The following is an 18293-nucleotide window of genomic DNA, read 5'->3' on the forward strand; positions in this document are numbered from 1 at the left end:
ACATCATGATCGATTCGCAAATGTTCCAACTCGTCTGCTTCTACGCGTTTGCCGCGGTGACCGTGGTGGCTGCGCTGGGCGTAATCACCTTGCGCAACACGGTGCAGGCTGTGCTGTCGCTGGTGCTGACATTCTTCAGCACTGCCTGCATCTGGCTGTTGGCCGAGGCCGAGTTCCTCGCCATCGCCCTCATCGTGGTCTACGTGGGTGCGGTGATGGTGTTGTTCCTGTTCGTGGTGATGATGCTGGACATCAACCAGGAGCGGGTGCGCGAAGGCTTCATCAAGTATCTGCCGGTGGGCATCATCGTGGCTCTGGTCATGCTGGGCGAGATGCTCGCGCTGATTGGAGTGCGTGCCATGCACCAAGCCGTGATGGGCGCCGACCCAGCCGCCGCTGCCGGCATGTCCAATACCGAGTGGCTGGGCAATGCGCTCTACACGCAGTTTTTGCTGCCATTCGAGATTGCAGCGCTGATCCTCACCGTCGGCGTAGTAGCCGCAGTGGTGCTGACCTTGCGTCATCGCACCGGTACGCGTCACCAGCAAGCCTCGCAACAGGTACGCGTCAATCCGCGTGACCGCGTTCGCCTGGTGAAGATGGCAGCGGAAGTTCCCGCCGCACCCCAGCCGGCACCGGGCAAGGAGACCACCCCATGATCACGCTCGCGCATTTCATCGTGCTAGGCGCGGTGCTGTTCTGCATCGCTCTGGCCAGCCTCTTCATCAACCGCAAGAACGTGATCGTGCTCCTGATGTCGATCGAGCTGATGTTGCTCGCGGTGAACATCAATTTCGTGGCGTTCTCTCGATTCCTGGGCGACGTAGCAGGGCAGGTGTTCGTGTTCTTCATCCTTACCGTGGCTGCGGCGGAAACCGCCATCGGCCTGGCGATCCTGGTGTTGCTGTTCCGCAACCGAAGCACCATCAACGTCGCCGAAATCGACAGCATGAAGGGCTGAGCCGATGGAACTGTCTACATCCATTTTGCTGACCATCGCGCTGGCTCCGCTTGTCGGTTGCCTGCTGGCGGGTTTTCTCGGTCGCATCATCGGCCGTGCCGGCTCGCACACCGCGACCATTCTTGGCGTGGCGATCTCCTGTGGCCTGTCGTTCTACGTGCTGTATCAGCTCACCGCTGGCGGCGCCCCGATCTATAACCAGAACATCTACACCTGGTTTGAGATCGGAAACTACAGCGCGCACGTTGGTTTCCTGATCGACCGCCTGACCGCCATGATGATGGTGGTGGTGACCTTCGTGTCGCTGCTGGTGCACATCTACACCATCGGCTACATGCACGAGGATTCGGGCTACCAGCGCTTCTTCAGCTATATCTCGCTGTTCACCTTCTCGATGTTGATGCTCGTGATGAGCAACAACTTCATGCAGCTGTTCTTCGGCTGGGAGGCGGTGGGCCTGGTGTCGTACCTGCTGATCGGCTTCTGGTACAAGCGCCCGACGGCGATCTTCGCCAACCTCAAGGCGTTTCTGGTCAACCGCGTGGGCGATTTTGGCTTCCTACTCGGTATTGCCGCGATCCTGTATTTCCTTGGAACGCTGGATTACGCCACGGCTTTCGGCAACGCCAACGGCCTTGTCGGCAAGACGCTGCAGATCACCCAGAACACTCATTGGGACGCCGCCACGGTGATCGGCGTGTTGCTGTTCATCGGTGCGATGGGCAAGTCTGCCCAGGTGCCGTTGCATGTGTGGCTGCCGGACTCCATGGAAGGCCCGACCCCGATCTCGGCGCTGATCCATGCGGCGACGATGGTGACCGCCGGCATCTTCATGGTGGCGCGAATGTCGCCCCTCTTCGAGTTGTCGGAGAGCGCGCTGAGTTTCGTGATGGTGATCGGTGCCACCGGTGCGCTGTTTACCGGCCTGATCGGCATCGTGCAGAACGACATCAAGCGTGTGGTGGCGTACTCGACACTGTCGCAGCTTGGCTACATGACGGTGGCGCTGGGTGTATCCGCCTACTCAGGCGCGGTGTTCCACCTGATGACGCATGCTTTCTTCAAGGCGCTGCTGTTCCTCGGTGCGGGCTCGGTGATCATTGCCATGCACCATGAGCAAGACATGCGCTACATGGGCGGCCTGCGCAAATATATGCCGATCACCTGGATCACGATGTGGATCGGTTCGCTTGCGCTGTGCGGCGTGCCGTTCTTCGCGGGCTTCTACTCGAAGGACGCGATCATCGAGGCAGTGGGTGAGTCGCACCGCTGGGGCGCCAACTACGCCTACTTCTGCGTGATGACTGGCGCTTTCGTGACGGCGCTTTACACCTTCCGCCAGATGTACCTGACCTTCCATGGCAAGGAGCGCTTCACGGTGGTCCATGATCACGGACATGGTCATGACGAGCATCACCATGTCTCGCACAAGGATGACCACGGTCATCACGACCAAGGCATCATGCACGAGACGCCGAAGGAATCGCCGTGGGTGGTGACGTTGCCGTTGGTGTTGCTGGCGATCCCGTCGTTGCTGGTCGGTTTCTTCACGATCCAGCCGCTGCTGTTTGGCGAGTGGTTCGGTGGCGCCATCCAGGTGCACGAGGCGAACAACGTACTGGGCGAGCTCGGCAAGGAGTTTCACGGCGCGGCGTCGATGGCGCTGCATGGATTTACGCAGCTGCCGTTCTGGCTGGTGGCGACGGCATTCGCTATCCAGACCTACATCTATCTGTTCAACCCGGCCGTGGCCGATCGCATCAAGAATGCACTCAAGCCGATCTACAACGTGCTGAACCACAAGTACTGGTTCGACGCGGTGTACTACATCGTCTTCGCGCGTGGCGGCATCGCGCTGGGTCGTGCCCTGTGGAAGGGTGGTGACGCAGCCGTGATCGACGGTGTGCTGGTCAATGGTTCGGCGGCTCTTGTGGACCGGGTTGCGGGTGGCGTTCGCCGCCTGCAGTCCGGCTACCTCTATCACTACGCCTTCGCGATGATTCTCGGCCTGATCCTGCTGCTTGGCGGGTATTGGCTGGTCGGGCAATAAGGGAACCTGCTCCATGTTCAATCATTTGCTCAGCCTGCTGATCTGGCTTCCCGTCGTGGGGGCCATCCCGGTATTGCTCGCCGGCTCCGGTCGGCCCAACGGCGCACGCTGGATCGCGTTGCTTGTCGCCATTGCTACCTTCGTGCTCAGCCTCTATCTGCTGTCGCAGTACAACGCAGCCGATAGCGCCAAGCAGCTGGCCGAAGACCATCTGTGGATTGCCTCGCTTGGGGTGCACTACAGCCTGGCGGTCGACGGCATCTCCATTGCGCTGATCCTGCTCACCAGCTTCGTCGGCATCCTTGTGATTGTCGGTGCCTGGGACGTCATCCAGGTCAACCCACATCAGTACATGGCTGCCATGCTGGTGCTTGAGGGCCTGATGATCGGCGTGTTCTGTGCCACCGACGCGTTGCTCTTCTACGTGTTCTTCGAGGCCATGCTGATCCCGATGTTCATCCTCATCGGTGTCTGGGGTGGTCCGCGTCGTGTGTACGCCACGCTGAAGTTCTTCATCTACACGTTCTTCGGCTCCATCTTCATGTTGGTCGGCCTGATCTACCTGTACCTGAAGGCAGGCTCGTTCGATCTGAACACGCTGGCGGCGCTGCCGTTGACGATGAAGGAACAGAGCTGGCTGTTCTTCGCTTTCCTCATCGCGTTTGCGGTGAAGGTGCCGATGGTACCGGTGCACACATGGTTGCCGGATGCTCACGTGGAAGCGCCCACTGGTGGTTCGGTGGTGCTGGCGGCGGTGATGCTGAAGATCGGTGGCTACGGTTTCCTGCGCTTCTCGCTGCCGATTACGCCTGACGCCTCCGAGGCCTATGCCTGGGTGGTGATCGGCCTGAGCCTGATCGCGGTGGTCTACATCGGTTACATCGCGCTGGTGCAGGAGGACATGAAGAAGCTGGTGGCGTACTCGTCCGTGGCGCACATGGGCTTCGTCACCCTCGGCATCTTCATTGCCTTCATGCTGGTGCGCGGTGCCAACAATCTGGACGCAGCCAAGCTCGGCATGCAGGGCGCAATGGTGCAGATGATCTCGCACGGCTTCGTGTCGGGCGCGATGTTCTCGTGCATCGGCGTGCTGTATGACCGCATGCACACCCGCCAGATCAAGGACTACGGTGGCGTCATCAACGTGATGCCGTGGTTTGGCTTCTTCTACGTGCTGTTTGCCATGGCCAACAGTGGTCTGCCGGGTACCAGCGGTTTCGTGGGTGAGTTCCAGGTGATCCTGGCCAGCTTCCAGGCTAACCCGTGGATCGCGCTCTTCGCCGCTTTCACCCTGATCATCGGCGCCGCCTACACGCTGTACATGGTCAAGCGCGTGCTGTGGGGCGATATCACCAATCCGCACGTGGCTGAGATGAAAGACATCAATGGTCGCGAATGGTTTGTGCTGGGCTCCTTTGCCGCCGCCGTGCTGGCCCTTGGCATCTGGCCGCAACCGCTGATCCATCTGATGGATGTGTCCGTGACGCAGCTGGTAACGCAGCTTGGCAACCACAAGGTTTAAGTGATCATGCCGAATTTCAATGACATTTTGATCCTGTTGCCAGAGCTGTATCTGGTGGCGGCGGCGTGCTTGCTGCTGTTGCTGGATGCCTTCATGAAGGCCGAGCAGCGTCCGCTGCTGCACTGGCTCTCCATTGCCGTGCTGCTGGTGGCCATCTATCTGGTGGTGGGCGGCCAGCCCAGTCAGCCGGTGACTGCGTTCAACGGCATGTTCGTGCGTGACGGCGTGGCCGAAGTCCTCAAGGTCTTTGCACTGCTAAGTACGGCGCTGGTGTTCGTCTACGCGAAGCCTTACCTGATGGACCGCAAACTGTTCGTCGGCGAGTTCTACACGCTGACCATCTTCGCGGTGATCGGCATCATGCTGCTGGTGTCGGCCGGAAACTTGCTCACTGTGTATCTGGGCCTGGAGCTGCTTACGCTTTCGTCATATGCGTTGGTTGCACTCAATCGCGACTCTCGGTTGTCCTCGGAAGCAGCCATCAAGTACTTCGTGCTGGGCGCGCTGTCGTCGGGCATGCTGTTGTACGGCATGTCGATGGTCTACGGCGCCACCGGCACGCTGGATCTGGTGCACCTGCACATGGCTAGCACGCACACGGCCATGCCGCACCTGCTGGTGTTCGGCCTGATCTTCATGATCGTAGGTATCGCCTTCAAGCTTGGTGCGGCGCCGTTCCACATGTGGATCCCGGACGTCTATCAAGGTTCGCCCACGGCGGTGACGATCTTCATCGGTTCGGCGTCGAAGTTAGCCGCATTCGGCATGGCTTATCGCCTGCTGGCGTCCGGCCTGGGTGACCTGTCGCAGCATTGGCAGCTGATGCTGGCTTGCCTGGCCGTACTGTCGCTGGCAATCGGCAACCTCGTGGCCATCGTGCAGAGCAACTTGAAGCGCCTGCTGGCCTATTCGACCATCTCGCACATGGGTTACCTGCTGCTGGGCCTGGTCAACGCCGGTCCGGAAGGTTATGCCTCGGCACTGTTCTACGCCATCAGTTACTCGCTGATGAGTGCGGCGGCCTTCGGTATGATCCTGGCGCTGGCTCGTGCAGGTTTTGAGTGCGAGGAGATTGACGACCTCAAGGGCCTCAACCAGCGTTCGCCGTGGGCGGCCTTCCTGATGATGCTGGTGATGTTCTCGCTGGCTGGCGTGCCACCGATGTTCGGCTTCTTCGCCAAGTTGCTTGTGTTGCAGGCCGCGATCCACGCAGGCTTCATGTGGTTGGCCATCGTAGGTGCCGTGTTTGCAATCATCGGTTTGTACTACTACCTGCGCGTGGTCAAGGTCATGTACTTCGACAAGCCGGTCGAAGGTACGGAGATCCGTCTGCAAAGCGACATTTCGGTACGTCTGGTGCTGTCATTGAACGTGTTGGCGCTGTTGGTGCTCGGCGTTGCCTGGGGCCCGTTGTTCGGATGGTGTCAGCGAGTGTTCGTGGGCTGACGCCGATCGCGGTGGGCTGTTTCCGCCACGATGGTTTTTGCGGAAATGTGAAATTAATTAGCGAAAAGGCTTGCAAGAATTCGGCCATCTCGCTAATATTCTCGGACTCTGATGCGGGGTGGAGCAGTCTGGCAGCTCGTCGGGCTCATAACCCGAAGGTCGCAGGTTCGAATCCTGCCCCCGCTACCAGATCTTTCTTAGAACAAGAAAGCCTCCTCGGGAGGCTTTTTTGTTGGGCGCATGGAAGCGTCGCACGTGCGTCACATGCCGCTTAGATGCTGCATGAGCAGGTGCCCCGGAAAGAGTCTGGATGGGTCGGGACATCGGCGAGATAAGGGAATGGGCCGCTTGAGCCCATTTTTTGTTTCTGGCGACTGTTAACGGTAGGCGAACTATGGATACGCAGGCACTGGCTCAACGCTTCACCGAAGTTCTGGCTGATTTGGGGCTGGAATGCATCGGCGTGGAGTTCACCCCGTCGCAGGGGCAGAGTACCCTGCGGGTTTATCTGGATACGGAAGGTCGCGAGGTTGGCCTCGAAGACTGCGAGACGGCCAGTCGCGAGATATCGGCGCTGTTGGACGTGGAGGACCCGATCCCGGGCCATTACGTGCTTGAGGTCTCCTCTCCGGGCATTGACCGTCCGCTGTTCACGGCGGCGCAGTTTGCCAAGGTGGCCGGTGGGGAAGTGAAGATTTTGCTGAAGGCGCCCCTGGAAGGACGTCGCCGCTTGCGCGGCAAGGTGGTATCGGTCGATGGCGAGCGGATCTCGCTGGAAGCCGAAGGCAAGACCTTCGAGTTCGACCATGACGCAGTGGAAAGTGCGCGCGTTGTGCCTGATTGGGTGGCGCTCGGTTATGTGCCGCAGCCCAAGCTAGGCGGAAAGCCGGGCAAGAAGACCACAAAGTAAATCAATCGAAAGCGATCGGGCGCTGATGGCGTCTACGGAGTTGCTGCAATGAGCAAAGAACTTTTGCTGGTGGTTGACGCGGTTGCCAATGAAAAGGGCGTGCCGCGCGAAGTGATTTTCCTGGCCATGGAAGCGGCACTCGCTTCCGCGGCCAAAAAGCGTTATCCGGACGAAGATCCGGATATTCGCGTGTCCATCGATCGCCACACCGGTGACTACGAGACCTTCCGCCGCTGGGAAATCATCGCCGACGACGGCGAGATGGAATCCCCGTTCCACCAAGTGCGCCTGATGGACGCCCTCGATGAGCGCGAAGACTCCGAGGTTGGCGAGTACATCGAGGCGCAGATCGAGAACGCCGAGTTCGGCCGCATCGCCGCGCAGGCCGCCAAACAGGTAATCGTGCAGCGCGTACGCGAAGCCGAGCGCCAGCAGGTAGTCGATGCGTTCCAAGAGCGCGTGGGCGAGCTGGTCACCGGCATCGTCAAGCGCGTCGAGCGCGGCAACGTCTATCTGGACCTGGGCAGCAACGCCGAGGCCTTCATTCCGCGCGACAAGACGATTCCGCGCGAGTCGGCCCGCGTCGGTGACCGCGTCCGCGGCTACCTCTACGAAGTGCGTTCGGAAGCCCGTGGCCCGCAGCTGTTCGTCTCGCGCGCCGCGCCAGAATTCATGATCGAGCTGTTCAAGCTCGAAGTGCCGGAAGTAGGGCAGGGCCTGGTCGAGATCAAGGGCTGTGCCCGTGATCCGGGCGACCGCGCCAAGATCGCCGTGGTCGCGCACGACACTCGCACCGATCCCATCGGCGCATGCATCGGCATGCGTGGTTCGCGCGTGCAGGCGGTGTCCAACGAACTCAATGGCGAGCGCGTGGACATCATCCTGTGGCACGAGAACCAAGCCCAGTACGTCATCAATGCGATGGCGCCGGCCGAAGTGCAGTCCATCATCATGGACGAAGAGAAGCACTCCATGGACATCGCCGTGGCTGAGGACAAGCTGTCCCAGGCTATCGGTCGCGGTGGCCAGAACGTGCGCCTCGCCAGCAAGCTCACCGGCTGGCAGCTCAACGTGATGACGCAGGACCAGGTTGCCGCCAAGAGCGAAGCCGAGCAGGAAAGCGCTCGCCAGTTGTTCATGGACAAGCTGGAAGTGGATCAGGAGATCGCCAACATCCTGGTGCAGGAAGGCTTCTCCAGCGTGGAAGAAATCGCCTATGTGCCCAGCGCCGAGCTGCTGGCCGTGGAAGGCTTCGACGAAGATATCGTCGAGGAACTCCGCGCCCGTGCCCGCGATGCGCTGCTGACCGAGGCACTGGCCGTGGAAGAGGGCATCGACGAGCATCAGCCGTCGGAAGAGCTGCTCTCCCTGCCGGGTATGGACGAAGCCACCGCGTTTGCGCTGGCTTCGCGCGAAGTGGTGACCGTAGACGATCTGGCCGACCTAGCGGTTGACGACCTGATCGATATCGAAGGCATGGACGAGGATCGCGCTGCCGCGCTGATCATGGCTGCACGTGCGCCGATGATCGCGCGTCTGGAGAAGGGTGGCTAACCGCGGGCGGCAGCGCCCTGGATGGGCGCGCCGAGGAGAGCTGAAATGCTCTCCACCAGGGATGGGGTTGGACGTGCAGGCGATGCCTCACGGACTTAGCGCGGGAACGGCGGAGAAAGAACACGATGTCGGACGTAACAATCAAACAACTCGCCAAGGTACTTGGCATGCCGGTGGACAAGCTGCTTGGTCAGCTTGGCGAGGCCGGTATGAAATTCTCCGATCCGGAGCAGATCATCAGCAGCACCGAAAAGGTGAAACTGCTCGGTTTCCTGCGCCGTACGCACGGCAAGGCCGAAGTCAGCACCACCGAGACGGATGACAGCTCGCCGCGCCAGATCACGCTCAAGCGCCGCAAGGTCAGCGAACTGAAAGTCGCCACGCCAGGCGGCCGCGGGGCCACTGGCGGCGCCAAGACGGTGAACGTGGAAGTGCGCGCCAAGCGCACCTACGTCAAGCGCAGCGTTATCGCCGAAGAAGCTAGCAGTGACGTCGAGCGTGAGGACGCCGTGCGCAAGCTGCAGGAGTCGCATCAGCAGCGCGAGCATGAAGAAAGCGAGCGCGTCGAGGCCGATCGCCGTCGCCAGGAAGAAGCGCAGCAGCGTGCTGAGGAAGCCCAGCGCCAGCGCGAGGCAGAAGAGGAACATCGCCGTCAGCAGGCCGAGGCTGAAGTTGCCGCGCGCGCCAAGGCGCAGCAGACGGCCGATCCCAGCCACACCGCGACGCCCGCAGCAGAACCTGTCGCCGCACCGGCCGTGGTCGAGTCGACGGAGAAGGCTCCGGTTGCCGAAGTCGCTTCGCCACAGCGCGTCGATCACAGCCTGTTCGGCATGATCGTGCCGACCATCCATGAGCCGCGTCGCCGCGAGAAGAAGGTCGTCATTACGCCGGCTGCCCCGGCGCCGAAACCTGCTCCAGCCGCCGCGCCTGCTGCAACAACAACCCGCCCGGGTCCCGCAGCAACCCGCCCGGGTCCCGCCGTCGCGGGTGCCGCTGCGCCTGCTGGTGCCACGGCTGGTGCCGGTGCTGGCGACAATCGCAACAAGTCCCGTCACGGTCGCGAACGCGACGACACACCGGGTGGCAAGCGTTTTGCCGGCGGAGAGCTGCATCTGAGCGATGCCGATCGCGCTCGTCGCTCCAACAAGCGCGGTAAGCCGGGCAGGGGTCCGAACCGCGACGTGTCGCGGGGCAGTGCGTCTGCAGGCGCCGGTGGTGCGCATGGTTTCTCGCGCCCCACGGCACCGGTCGTGCGTGACGTGATGGTGGGCGACAACAACGTGGTCGCCGATCTCGCCCAGAAGATGGCGGTCAAGGTTTCGGAAGTGGTCAAGGCCCTATTCAAGATGGGCGTGATGGCCACGATCAACCAGGCCATCGATCATGACACCGCCGTGCTGGTGGTCGAGGAACTCGGCCACAATGCCGTGGCCGTGAGCGAGAACAACGCCGAAGCCACGCTGGCCGCACATACCCAGAACGCCGAGCTGGAAGGCGAGAAGAAGCCGCGTCCGCCGGTGGTCACCATCATGGGCCACGTCGACCACGGCAAGACCTCGCTGCTGGACTTCATCCGTCGCACCAAGGTCGCCTCGGGCGAAGCGGGTGGCATTACCCAGCACATCGGTGCCTATCACGTGGAAACGCCCAAGGGCGTCATCACGTTCCTGGACACCCCGGGCCACGCGGCGTTCACCTCGATGCGCGCACGCGGCGCCCAGTCCACCGACATCGTGGTGCTGGTGGTCGCGGCCGACGACGGCGTGATGCCGCAGACGGCGGAAGCCGTGCAGCACGCGCGTGCCGCCAAGGTGCCGCTGATCGTTGCGCTCAATAAGATGGACAAGTCCGACGCCAATCCGGACCACGTCAAGCAGGGCCTCGGCAATCTGGAAGTGATTCCGGAAGAGTGGGGTGGTGACACGCCGTTCGTGCCGGTCTCGGCCAAGACGGGCATGGGCATCGACGCTCTGCTTGACGCCATTTCGGTGCAGGCTGAAGTGATGGAGCTGACGGCCGTGGAAGATGGCCCCGCCTCCGGCGTGGTGATCGAGTCCAGCCTGGATCGCGGTCGCGGTCCGGTGGCGACGGTGTTGGTGCAGCAGGGCACGCTCAAGCGCGGCGACTTCGTCGTCTGCGGTATCGAGTATGGCCGCATGCGTGCTCTGATCGACGAGGGCGGCAAGACGGTGCAGGAAGCCGGCCCGTCGATTCCGGTGCAGGTGCTGGGTCTGTCCGGCGTGCCGGAGTCCGGTGACGACTTCGTCGTGGTGGCCGACGAGCGCCTCGCCCGCGAAGTGGCTGCAGAGCGTCACCTCAAGCGTCGCGAGACGCGCATGGTCAGCAAGGCCAACCGCCTTGAGGACATCATGGCGCTGATGAGCCAGGGTGTCGAGCAGCAGACGCTCAACATTCTGGTCAAGGCAGACGTGCAGGGTTCGGTGCAGGCGCTGCGCGAGTCGCTCAGCCAAATCGGCAACGAGAACGTGAAGGTCAACGTGATCGCAGCCGGCGTCGGCGGCATCACCGAGTCCGACGCCACGCTCGCAGCGGCATCGAAGGCGCTGGTCATCGGTTTCAACGTGCGTGCCGACGCTTCGGCACGCAAGGTGATTGATACCTCCGGCCTCGATGTCCGTTACTTCTCGATCATCTATGACGTGATCGACCAGGTGAAGCAGGCCGCTTCGGGTCTGCTGGGCAAGGAAGTGCGCGAGGAGATCATCGGCGTCGCGCAGGTGCGCGAAGTGTTCCGCAGCTCCAAGTTCGGCGCGGTGGCCGGTTGCATGATCATCGAAGGAACGGTCAAGCGCAGCAAACCGATCCGCGTGTTGCGTGACAACACCGTGGTCTTCCAGGGCGAACTGGAATCGCTGCGTCGCTTCAAGGACCTGGTCGACGAAGTGCGCAACGGCATGGAATGCGGTATCGCCGTGAAGCAATACAACGACGTGAAGGTCGGTGACCAGATCGAATGCTTCGAGCGTATCGAGGTGGCCCGCACGCTGTAACGGTGGCTGGTCCGCTCCATGCGGGCCTGCATCTTCAGTGATGTTTCCCAGGCGGGCGGTGTGGCATCCACATCGCTCGCTTCGTTTTTCGGGGCCGGCCATGCCGGCAGGCCCTTGGTTGAAAGGAGTGCGACATGCCTTCACGCGATTTCAAGCGTACCGACCGCGTCGGTGCCGAACTGCGCCGCGAACTGGCCCTGCTGGTCCATGCCGCCGTGCGCGACCATGGCCTGCCTTCGGTCAGCGTGTCGGACGTGGAGGTCACTCGTGATCTCGACTGGGCCACGGTGTGGGTCACCGCGCTGCAACCGGAGCGTTCCGTCGAGGCCATGAAGGGGCTCAAGGAGCTGGCAATCGAATTCCGCCGCGAGCTGTCGCGTACCATGCGCCTGCGTCGTGTGCCGGAGCTGCGCTTCAAGTACGACGACTCGGTCGACAAGGGCGAGCGCATCGAAAGCCTGTTGCGGCAGGAAGCTGCGCGCACCCCGGCCTCGGACGAGGAAAGCACCGAGGACTAAGGGCGTGTTCACCCTAACCAAATGGCCAGCGTTACCTTGCCCAAGCCGTCAGATGGAAGTGCGTCGCGCAGGGCAGGCTGGCCGTTTGGTCAAGCAGCGCGCTGCCGCATGGCGGGCTGGGCAAGGCAACCCAGAGGGCCGGGTCTGTTTGCCCTCATGCCTGCGTCATCACTCGGTGGTGTACCGACGTACGCTCCCTCGTTCTTCTTTGGTCTGCGGGAGAACAGCTCCCGGCGCGGGCCGCTTGGTTAGGGTGAACACGCCCGCATGAAGCGCCGCATTCGTTTTCGCGAACTGCACGGCATCGTGCTGTTGGACAAGCCGTTGGGGCTGAGCTCCAACGAGGCCTTGCAGGTTGTTCGCAGGGGCATTTTTCGGGCCGAGAAGGGCGGTCACACCGGCGCGCTCGATCCGCTGGCTACCGGCCTGCTGCCGCTGTGCTTCGGCGAGGCCACCAAGCTCGCCGGCATGTTGCTGGGCTCGCGCAAGGCCTATCTGGCCGAGTGCAAGCTTGGCGCCACTACCACCACGGCCGACCTCGAAGGCGAGATTGTGCAAGAGCGGCCGGTGCCAGCGCTGACCGACGCGGCCATCGAGACGTCGCTGGCCAAGCTGCGCGGGCGCATCACCCAGGTGCCGCCCGTCTATTCGGCGATCAAGCGCGATGGTGAGCCGCTATACGTCAAGGCGCGGCGTGGTGAGGCAGTGGAAGTGCCCTCACGCGAAGTAGATGTGTATCGGCTGGACCTGCTCTCCCGCACGGACGACAGCTTCACCCTGTACGTCGAATGCGGCTCAGGCACCTACGTGCGCAGCCTCGCCGTGGATCTGGGCGAGGACTTGGGCTGCGGCGCGCATCTGACTGGACTGCGTCGCCTGTGGGTGGAACCGTTCAGAGAGCCGACCATGGTGACGGTCGAGCAGCTTCAAGCCGCGGCGGAGCAGGGCGACGATGTCTTGCTGGCCCTGTTGCTGCCGGTGTCGGCTGGCCTGGCGGGGTTGCCCGTGCTGCATCTGGATGCGGAGCGCACCGCAGCCGTCTCACAGGGGCAGCAGATTCCGCTGGATCCCTTGATGACCGGGCCGCTGGCGGTATTCGCCGAGGACGGTCGCCTGCTGGTCCTGGGCGATGCGGTAGACGGAAAGCTGCGCATCGTGCGTGGTTTCAACCTGCCGGTATCTGCCGAGTAATGGCCGTCAACCATGACGGTCTTGTTGTCATAGGGCTCCGGTCGCTACAATACGCAGCTTGTTTCAGAATTTTCATTCATCAAGGCGAAGCTTGCGCAACGTCATCCCGTGATGTTGCGCAAGCTTCGCATCGGCTTTTAAGGAAGAGATACTCATGTCCCTCACCGTAGAACAGACCAGCAAGATCATTGCTGATTTCGGCCGCGTGCCGAACGACACAGGCTCGCCGGAAGTCCAGGTTGCCCTGCTGTCGGCCCGCATCGACCACCTCACCGGTCATTTCAAAGAGCACAAGCAGGATCATCATTCCCGCCGCGGTCTGTTGCAGCTGGTAAACCGCCGCAAGAGCCTGCTCTCGTACCTCAAGGATCGCGACCTCGCTCGCTATCAGACCCTGATTGAGCGCCTCGGCCTGCGCCGTTAACCGGACAAGGACAAAACACGTGGCGAAAGTAACCAAGTCATTCCAGTACGGTAATCACGAAGTCACACTGGAGACGGGCGAAATCGCCCGCCAAGCTTCCGGTGCCGTTATGGTCAGCATGGGCGGCACCGTGGTGCTCGTCACTGTGGTAGCTGCATCCAAGGCGAAAGAGGGGCAGGATTTCTTTCCCCTCACCGTTGACTACGTCGAGAAGTTCTACTCCGCCGGTCGTATCCCGGGTGGCTTCTTCAAGCGCGAAGGCCGTCCGACCGAGAAGGAGACGCTCACCTCGCGTCTGATCGATCGCCCGGTGCGCCCGCTGTTCCCGGAAGAGTTCAAGAACGAAGTGCAGGTCATCGCACAGGTCGTCTCGATGAACCCGGAGATCGACGGTGACATCCCGGCCATGCTGGGTGCGTCCGCCGCGTTGAGCCTCGCCGGCATCCCGTTCAAGGGCCCGATCGCCGCTGCCCGCGTCGGTTACGTCGACGGTAAGTACCTGCTGAACCCGACCGCGACCGAGCTGAAGACCTCATCGCTGGACCTGGTTGTTGCCGGTACCTCCAACGCCGTGCTGATGGTGGAATCCGAAGCCAAGCTGCTGTCCGAGGATGTCATGCTCGGCGCCGTCGTGTTCGGTCACCAGCAGATGCAGACCGCCATCCGTGCGATCGCTGAGCTGGCCACCGAGGCCGCCAAGCCGTCGTGGGACTGGCAGCCGCCGGCCCGCAACGAGTCGCTGGTCGCAGCCCTCAAGGGCGCCGTCGGCAGCAAGCTGGACGAAGCGTTCCAGGTGCGCGACAAGCTGCAGCGTCGCGACGCCATCGCCGCGATCAAGTCCGACGTGCTCGCTTCGCTCAAGGCTGACGCCGAGGCGAAGGGCTGGGCTGGCGCCGAGCTGGTGAAGGAATTCGCCGAGCTCGAGTACCACACCATGCGCGACGGCGTGCTGAAGACCAAGGTGCGCATCGACGGTCGTAACCTGGACGACGTCCGCCCGATCACCGTGCGCGTCGGTGTGTTGCCGCGTACCCACGGTTCGGCGCTGTTCACCCGCGGTGAAACGCAGGCGCTGGTCGTGACCACGCTGGGCACCACCCGCGATGCGCAGATCATCGACGCGCCGGAAGGCGAGTCGAAGGACCCCTTCCTGTTCCATTACAACTTCCCGCCGTTCTCGGTGGGTGAGGCTGGCCGTTTCGGCGCGCCGAAACGTCGTGAGATCGGCCATGGCCGTCTCGCCAAGCGCGGCGTGCAGGCTGTTAAGCCGTCCATCGAAGAGTTCCCGTACGTGATCCGCGTGGTCTCGGAAATCACCGAGTCCAACGGCTCCTCGTCGATGGCTTCGGTGTGCGGTTCCTCGCTGGCCATGATGGACGCCGGCGTGCCGCTCAAGTCGCCGGTGGCCGGTATTGCCATGGGTCTGGTCAAGGAAGGCGACGACTTCGTCGTGCTCTCTGACATCCTGGGTGATGAAGATCACCTCGGTGACATGGACTTCAAGGTGGCTGGTAGTGCTGAGGGTATTTCTGCGCTGCAGATGGACATCAAGATCGACGGTATCACCGAAGAGATCATGCGTACCGCGCTGGCCCAGGCCAAGCAGGGTCGCCTGCATATCCTCGGCGAGATGGCCAAGGTCATCACCACCGCCCGTTCGGAGATGAGCGAGTACGCCCCGCGCCTGCTCACCATCAAGATCCATCCGGACAAGATCCGCGAAGTCATCGGCAAGGGCGGCGCCACCATCCGCTCGATCACCGAAGAGACCGGCACCACCATCGATATCAGCGATGACGGCACCGTGATCATCGCTTCGGTCAACCGTGAGGCTGCCAACGCCGCCAAGGCGCGCATCGAGCAGATCGTGTCCGACGTCGAGCCGGGTCGCATCTACGAGGGCAAGGTCGCCAAGCTGATGGACTTTGGTGCATTCGTCACCATCATGCCGGGCAAGGACGGTCTGGTTCACGTCTCGCAGATTTCCAGCGAGCGCGTGGAGAAGGTCTCCGACAAGCTGAAGGAAGGCGATATCGTCAAGGTCAAGGTGCTGGAAGTGGATAAGCAAGGCCGTATCCGCCTGTCCATGAAGGCCGTGGCCGAGGACGAAGGCGCCAACGCCTAAGTCGCTGCCTCGCAGTAACAAGCAAAAGCCCGGCCTCGTGCCGGGCTTTTGCGTTTTGGTGCGCTGCGAAATTTCTTGCTGCGCCGGAGGTGAGCCAAACACTCCGTTCCTAATGGGGTTTTTGCGTCCGCTGCAACACGCTTTTGCTAGGATGCCGACAATGCGATGAGGATGTGGGCATGGCTGACCAGGCAAGTGATTTTCTGAAGGATTACCAGGCGCTCGCGCAGCAATCCTGGGACGCCTGGACCCGTTATCTGCAACAGCAAACGACGACCACGGCCAACCCTTTTGCGTCGGTCTCGCCTATGTTTCATGCAGGCGCAGGCGACGATCTGCTCTCGCGCAGCATGACCGCTCTCAAGGGTTACGGTGAGTGGCTACAGGGCGCAGCCAGCAGTGGGCTGGGGCAGGGTGGTACCGATTGGCCGCAGCAGCTGCAGCAGCTGTTTTCAAGCCTCGGCGGCCAACCCTTTGGCCATGCCTTTGCCAGTCTCGACAGCGAGGCCGCGCGCAGCTTTGCGCAGCAGTGGCAGGGCTGGTTGCAGGCGAGTCAGAGCCCGCTGGGCGCTGGTGGATTCTCGTTCGACGTCGAGCATCTCGCTGCCTTTGGCTACACCCGAGAGCGCCAGTTGCATCAGCAGGCGCTGGCTGCCGCCATGCGCGAGTATGTGGACAGCTACAACAAGTATCAGGCACTCATCCAGCGCGCCAACAAGGAAGGATTCGAGCGCTTGCACGCGAAGCTCGTCGCGCTCGGTCCTTCGTCCAAGCCGGTGGAATCGCTCAAGGCGCTATACGACCTGTGGGTGGATGGTGCGGAGGAAGCGTACGCACAGATCGCGCTTTCTGACGAATTTCGCCATGTCTATGGCCTGATGGTCAACGCGCAAAGCCGCGTTCGCGAGTTGCAGCAACAGCAACTTGAATCGCTCTGCCGTGAACTGGGCATACCTACGCGCAGCGAGGTCACTGCCTTGGGCAAGCGCCTGCATGAGCTGCGTCGCGAGTTGCGCGCCAGTGCTTCGTCCACGGACTCGGAAGATGTCACAACCTTGCGCGCGGAAGTGGCTGCGCTCAAGCGCCAGCTCTCCGCCAAGCCCGGGGCAGAGAAGGCTCCTGCAAAGAAACCCTCCGCGCGCGGGGGTAAGCGCGCGTCAGAGGAAGAGGCCGTCGTGCAACGCGCCAAGCCGGCCGCCGCGGTGGTCGCCCGCAAGTCTGTCGTGCGCGGCACCACGCGCACACGCAAGTAAGGAGTGCCGATGTTTCCGCCGCTACGCCTCGATCCGGCCGCACTGTTGGGTGAGATCTCAGCCTTCCAGCGCAAGCTGGCCAGTGGGCTGGGCAATCTTGCGCACCAGACCGAGCCCGAATACGCCAATACCCCGCGCGAAGCTGTCTATCGCGAAGACAAGCTCACCGTATGGCATATGAAGGGGCAGGGCGCGCCTACGGCGAAAACGCCGACGCTGATCGTCTATGCACTGGTCAACACGGTATGGATGACCGACCTGCAGGACGACCGCTCGATGGTTCGCAACCTGCTGGAGCAGGGTGAGGACGTCTATCTGCTGGATTGGGGTTATCCCGATGGCGCCGATCGCTGGCTGACATTGGATGACTACATCAACGGCTACCTCGATCGCTGCGTGGATGCCGTGAGCCGCGACGCCGGTGTCGATGCGATCAACCTGCTCGGCATTTGCCAGGGCGGTACGTTCTCGCTGTGCTATGCGGCCACCCATGCAGAGAAGGTCAAGAACCTGATCACCATGGTTACGCCGGTGGATTTTCAGACGCCGGACAACATGCTCTCGCACTGGTCGCGTGAGCTGGATATCGACCGCTTTGTCGACACCATGGGCAACATTCCCGCGGAGCTGCTCAACTGGGTGTATCTCACGCTCAAGCCGGTGCGACTTAACCAGCAAAAGTATGTGGGCCTGGTCGACATTCTCGACAACCCCAAGGAGCTGCAGAACTTCCTTCGCATGGAACGGTGGATCTTTGATTCGCCGGACCAGGCAGGCGAAGCATTCCGCGAATTCATCAAGGAGTTCTATCAGCAGAACAAGCTGGTCAAGGGCGAACTGGTGATTGGCGGCAAGCCGGTGGACCTGGGCATGATCACGCAGCCTGTATTGAACATCTTTGCCGAGCAGGATCATCTCGTGCCGCCGGACGCTTCACGTGCGTTGGGTCGTCATGTGGGCACTACCGACTACACGCAGCTGGCATTCAAGGGCGGGCACATCGGGATCTATGTTTCCGGGCGCGCACAGCGCGAAGTGCCGCCGGCTATCCATCAGTGGCTCAGTACGCGAAACTGAGTTCACACCAAGGGAGAGGGCATCGATCATGGAAAAGCGTCTGCACCGTTCGCTCACCGACAGAAAGGTTGCCGGCGTCTGCGGTGGCATCGCCGATTATCTGGGCTGGGATCCGACCTTGGTCCGCGTGCTGTGGGTGCTCCTCACGTTTCTTGGAGGTTCGGGCATCGTGGCCTATCTGGTGCTGTGGCTGCTGATGCCCGACGGTCCCTGATTTCCCGTTGCGGGCATAACGCCCGCTTTCCGTTTAC

At 62.0% G+C, this 18293-nt stretch carries 15 protein-coding genes and 1 tRNA gene; all 16 read left to right on the forward strand.

The features are described 5' to 3' along the window. Nucleotides 1-5: 5 nt before the first annotated feature. The 16 genes from AC3CBN_RS12390 (at nucleotide 6) to AC3CBN_RS12465 (ending at nucleotide 18256) form a co-directional block, all read left to right on the forward strand. On the forward strand, nucleotides 6-659 hold the full coding sequence (locus AC3CBN_RS12390; RefSeq protein WP_488633324.1) for an NADH-quinone oxidoreductase subunit J: 654 nt from the start codon (nucleotides 6-8) through the stop codon (nucleotides 657-659). Further along, nucleotides 656-961 (forward strand): NADH-quinone oxidoreductase subunit NuoK, encoded by a 306-nt coding sequence (nuoK, locus tag AC3CBN_RS12395; RefSeq protein WP_267224279.1) that lies wholly within the window; start codon nucleotides 656-658, stop codon nucleotides 959-961. The genes AC3CBN_RS12390 and nuoK overlap by 4 nt, the downstream gene beginning before the upstream one ends. 4 nt (nucleotides 962-965) lie before the next feature. Continuing rightward, entirely contained in the window at nucleotides 966-3011 is a 2046-nt protein-coding gene (nuoL, locus tag AC3CBN_RS12400) for an NADH-quinone oxidoreductase subunit L (RefSeq protein WP_488633325.1), read from the forward strand. 13 nt (nucleotides 3012-3024) lie between these two features. Further along, nucleotides 3025-4533 (forward strand): NADH-quinone oxidoreductase subunit M, encoded by a 1509-nt coding sequence (locus AC3CBN_RS12405; protein ID WP_488633326.1) that lies wholly within the window; start codon nucleotides 3025-3027, stop codon nucleotides 4531-4533. A 6-nt stretch (nucleotides 4534-4539) separates the two neighbouring features. Next, nucleotides 4540-5979 (forward strand): NADH-quinone oxidoreductase subunit NuoN, encoded by a 1440-nt coding sequence (gene nuoN, locus AC3CBN_RS12410; RefSeq protein WP_488633327.1) that lies wholly within the window; start codon nucleotides 4540-4542, stop codon nucleotides 5977-5979. A 112-nt stretch (nucleotides 5980-6091) separates the two neighbouring features. After that, a tRNA-Met gene (locus AC3CBN_RS12415) sits at nucleotides 6092-6168 on the forward strand. Between the two features lie 205 nt (nucleotides 6169-6373). Further along, complete coding sequence (locus tag AC3CBN_RS12420) at nucleotides 6374-6889, forward strand: ribosome maturation factor RimP (RefSeq protein WP_488633328.1); 516 nt, start codon at nucleotides 6374-6376, stop codon at nucleotides 6887-6889. A 48-nt stretch (nucleotides 6890-6937) separates the two neighbouring features. Continuing rightward, complete coding sequence (gene nusA, locus AC3CBN_RS12425) at nucleotides 6938-8443, forward strand: transcription termination factor NusA (RefSeq protein WP_488633329.1); 1506 nt, start codon at nucleotides 6938-6940, stop codon at nucleotides 8441-8443. Between the two features lie 125 nt (nucleotides 8444-8568). After that, nucleotides 8569-11454 carry a translation initiation factor IF-2 gene (gene infB / locus AC3CBN_RS12430; protein WP_488633330.1) on the forward strand — a complete coding sequence of 962 codons (2886 nt, stop codon included), beginning with the start codon at nucleotides 8569-8571 and terminating at the stop codon, nucleotides 11452-11454. A 134-nt stretch (nucleotides 11455-11588) separates the two neighbouring features. Beyond that, the gene (rbfA, locus tag AC3CBN_RS12435; protein WP_488633331.1) at nucleotides 11589-11972 is read left to right on the forward strand and encodes a 30S ribosome-binding factor RbfA; all 384 of its coding nucleotides are present in this window, start codon (nucleotides 11589-11591) and stop codon (nucleotides 11970-11972) included. A gap of 267 nt (nucleotides 11973-12239) precedes the next feature. After that, the gene (gene truB / locus AC3CBN_RS12440; RefSeq protein WP_488633332.1) at nucleotides 12240-13163 is read left to right on the forward strand and encodes a tRNA pseudouridine(55) synthase TruB; all 924 of its coding nucleotides are present in this window, start codon (nucleotides 12240-12242) and stop codon (nucleotides 13161-13163) included. Nucleotides 13164-13317: 154 nt separating this feature from the next. After that, nucleotides 13318-13587 carry a 30S ribosomal protein S15 gene (gene rpsO / locus AC3CBN_RS12445; RefSeq protein WP_266151271.1) on the forward strand — a complete coding sequence of 90 codons (270 nt, stop codon included), beginning with the start codon at nucleotides 13318-13320 and terminating at the stop codon, nucleotides 13585-13587. Between the two features lie 19 nt (nucleotides 13588-13606). Next, the gene (gene pnp, locus AC3CBN_RS12450; protein WP_488633333.1) at nucleotides 13607-15712 is read left to right on the forward strand and encodes a polyribonucleotide nucleotidyltransferase; all 2106 of its coding nucleotides are present in this window, start codon (nucleotides 13607-13609) and stop codon (nucleotides 15710-15712) included. 179 nt (nucleotides 15713-15891) lie between these two features. Continuing rightward, nucleotides 15892-16965 (forward strand): poly(R)-hydroxyalkanoic acid synthase subunit PhaE, encoded by a 1074-nt coding sequence (locus AC3CBN_RS12455; protein ID WP_488633334.1) that lies wholly within the window; start codon nucleotides 15892-15894, stop codon nucleotides 16963-16965. Between the two features lie 9 nt (nucleotides 16966-16974). Further along, entirely contained in the window at nucleotides 16975-18042 is a 1068-nt protein-coding gene (locus tag AC3CBN_RS12460) for a class III poly(R)-hydroxyalkanoic acid synthase subunit PhaC (RefSeq protein WP_488633335.1), read from the forward strand. Between the two features lie 28 nt (nucleotides 18043-18070). Beyond that, entirely contained in the window at nucleotides 18071-18256 is a 186-nt protein-coding gene (locus AC3CBN_RS12465; protein ID WP_488633336.1) for a PspC domain-containing protein, read from the forward strand. Nucleotides 18257-18293 lie beyond the last annotated feature (37 nt).

It is taken from the genome of Dyella sp. OK584 (assembly GCF_057787755.1).

Bases quoted from the DNA above. Each gene is read 5' to 3' on its own strand.
- AC3CBN_RS12390 (WP_488633324.1), top strand. From the start codon at position 6: ATGATCGATTCGCAAATGTTCCAACTCGTCTGCTTCTACGCGTTTGCC.
- nuoK (WP_267224279.1), top strand. From the start codon at position 656: ATGATCACGCTCGCGCATTTCATCGTGCTAGGCGCGGTGCTGTTCTGC.
- nuoL (WP_488633325.1), top strand. From the start codon at position 966: ATGGAACTGTCTACATCCATTTTGCTGACCATCGCGCTGGCTCCGCTT.
- AC3CBN_RS12405 (WP_488633326.1), top strand. From the start codon at position 3,025: ATGTTCAATCATTTGCTCAGCCTGCTGATCTGGCTTCCCGTCGTGGGG.
- nuoN (WP_488633327.1), top strand. From the start codon at position 4,540: ATGCCGAATTTCAATGACATTTTGATCCTGTTGCCAGAGCTGTATCTG.
- AC3CBN_RS12420 (WP_488633328.1), top strand. From the start codon at position 6,374: ATGGATACGCAGGCACTGGCTCAACGCTTCACCGAAGTTCTGGCTGAT.
- nusA (WP_488633329.1), top strand. From the start codon at position 6,938: ATGAGCAAAGAACTTTTGCTGGTGGTTGACGCGGTTGCCAATGAAAAG.
- infB (WP_488633330.1), top strand. From the start codon at position 8,569: ATGTCGGACGTAACAATCAAACAACTCGCCAAGGTACTTGGCATGCCG.
- rbfA (WP_488633331.1), top strand. From the start codon at position 11,589: ATGCCTTCACGCGATTTCAAGCGTACCGACCGCGTCGGTGCCGAACTG.
- truB (WP_488633332.1), top strand. From the start codon at position 12,240: ATGAAGCGCCGCATTCGTTTTCGCGAACTGCACGGCATCGTGCTGTTG.
- rpsO (WP_266151271.1), top strand. From the start codon at position 13,318: ATGTCCCTCACCGTAGAACAGACCAGCAAGATCATTGCTGATTTCGGC.
- AC3CBN_RS12455 (WP_488633334.1), top strand. From the start codon at position 15,892: ATGGCTGACCAGGCAAGTGATTTTCTGAAGGATTACCAGGCGCTCGCG.
- AC3CBN_RS12460 (WP_488633335.1), top strand. From the start codon at position 16,975: ATGTTTCCGCCGCTACGCCTCGATCCGGCCGCACTGTTGGGTGAGATC.
- AC3CBN_RS12465 (WP_488633336.1), top strand. From the start codon at position 18,071: ATGGAAAAGCGTCTGCACCGTTCGCTCACCGACAGAAAGGTTGCCGGC.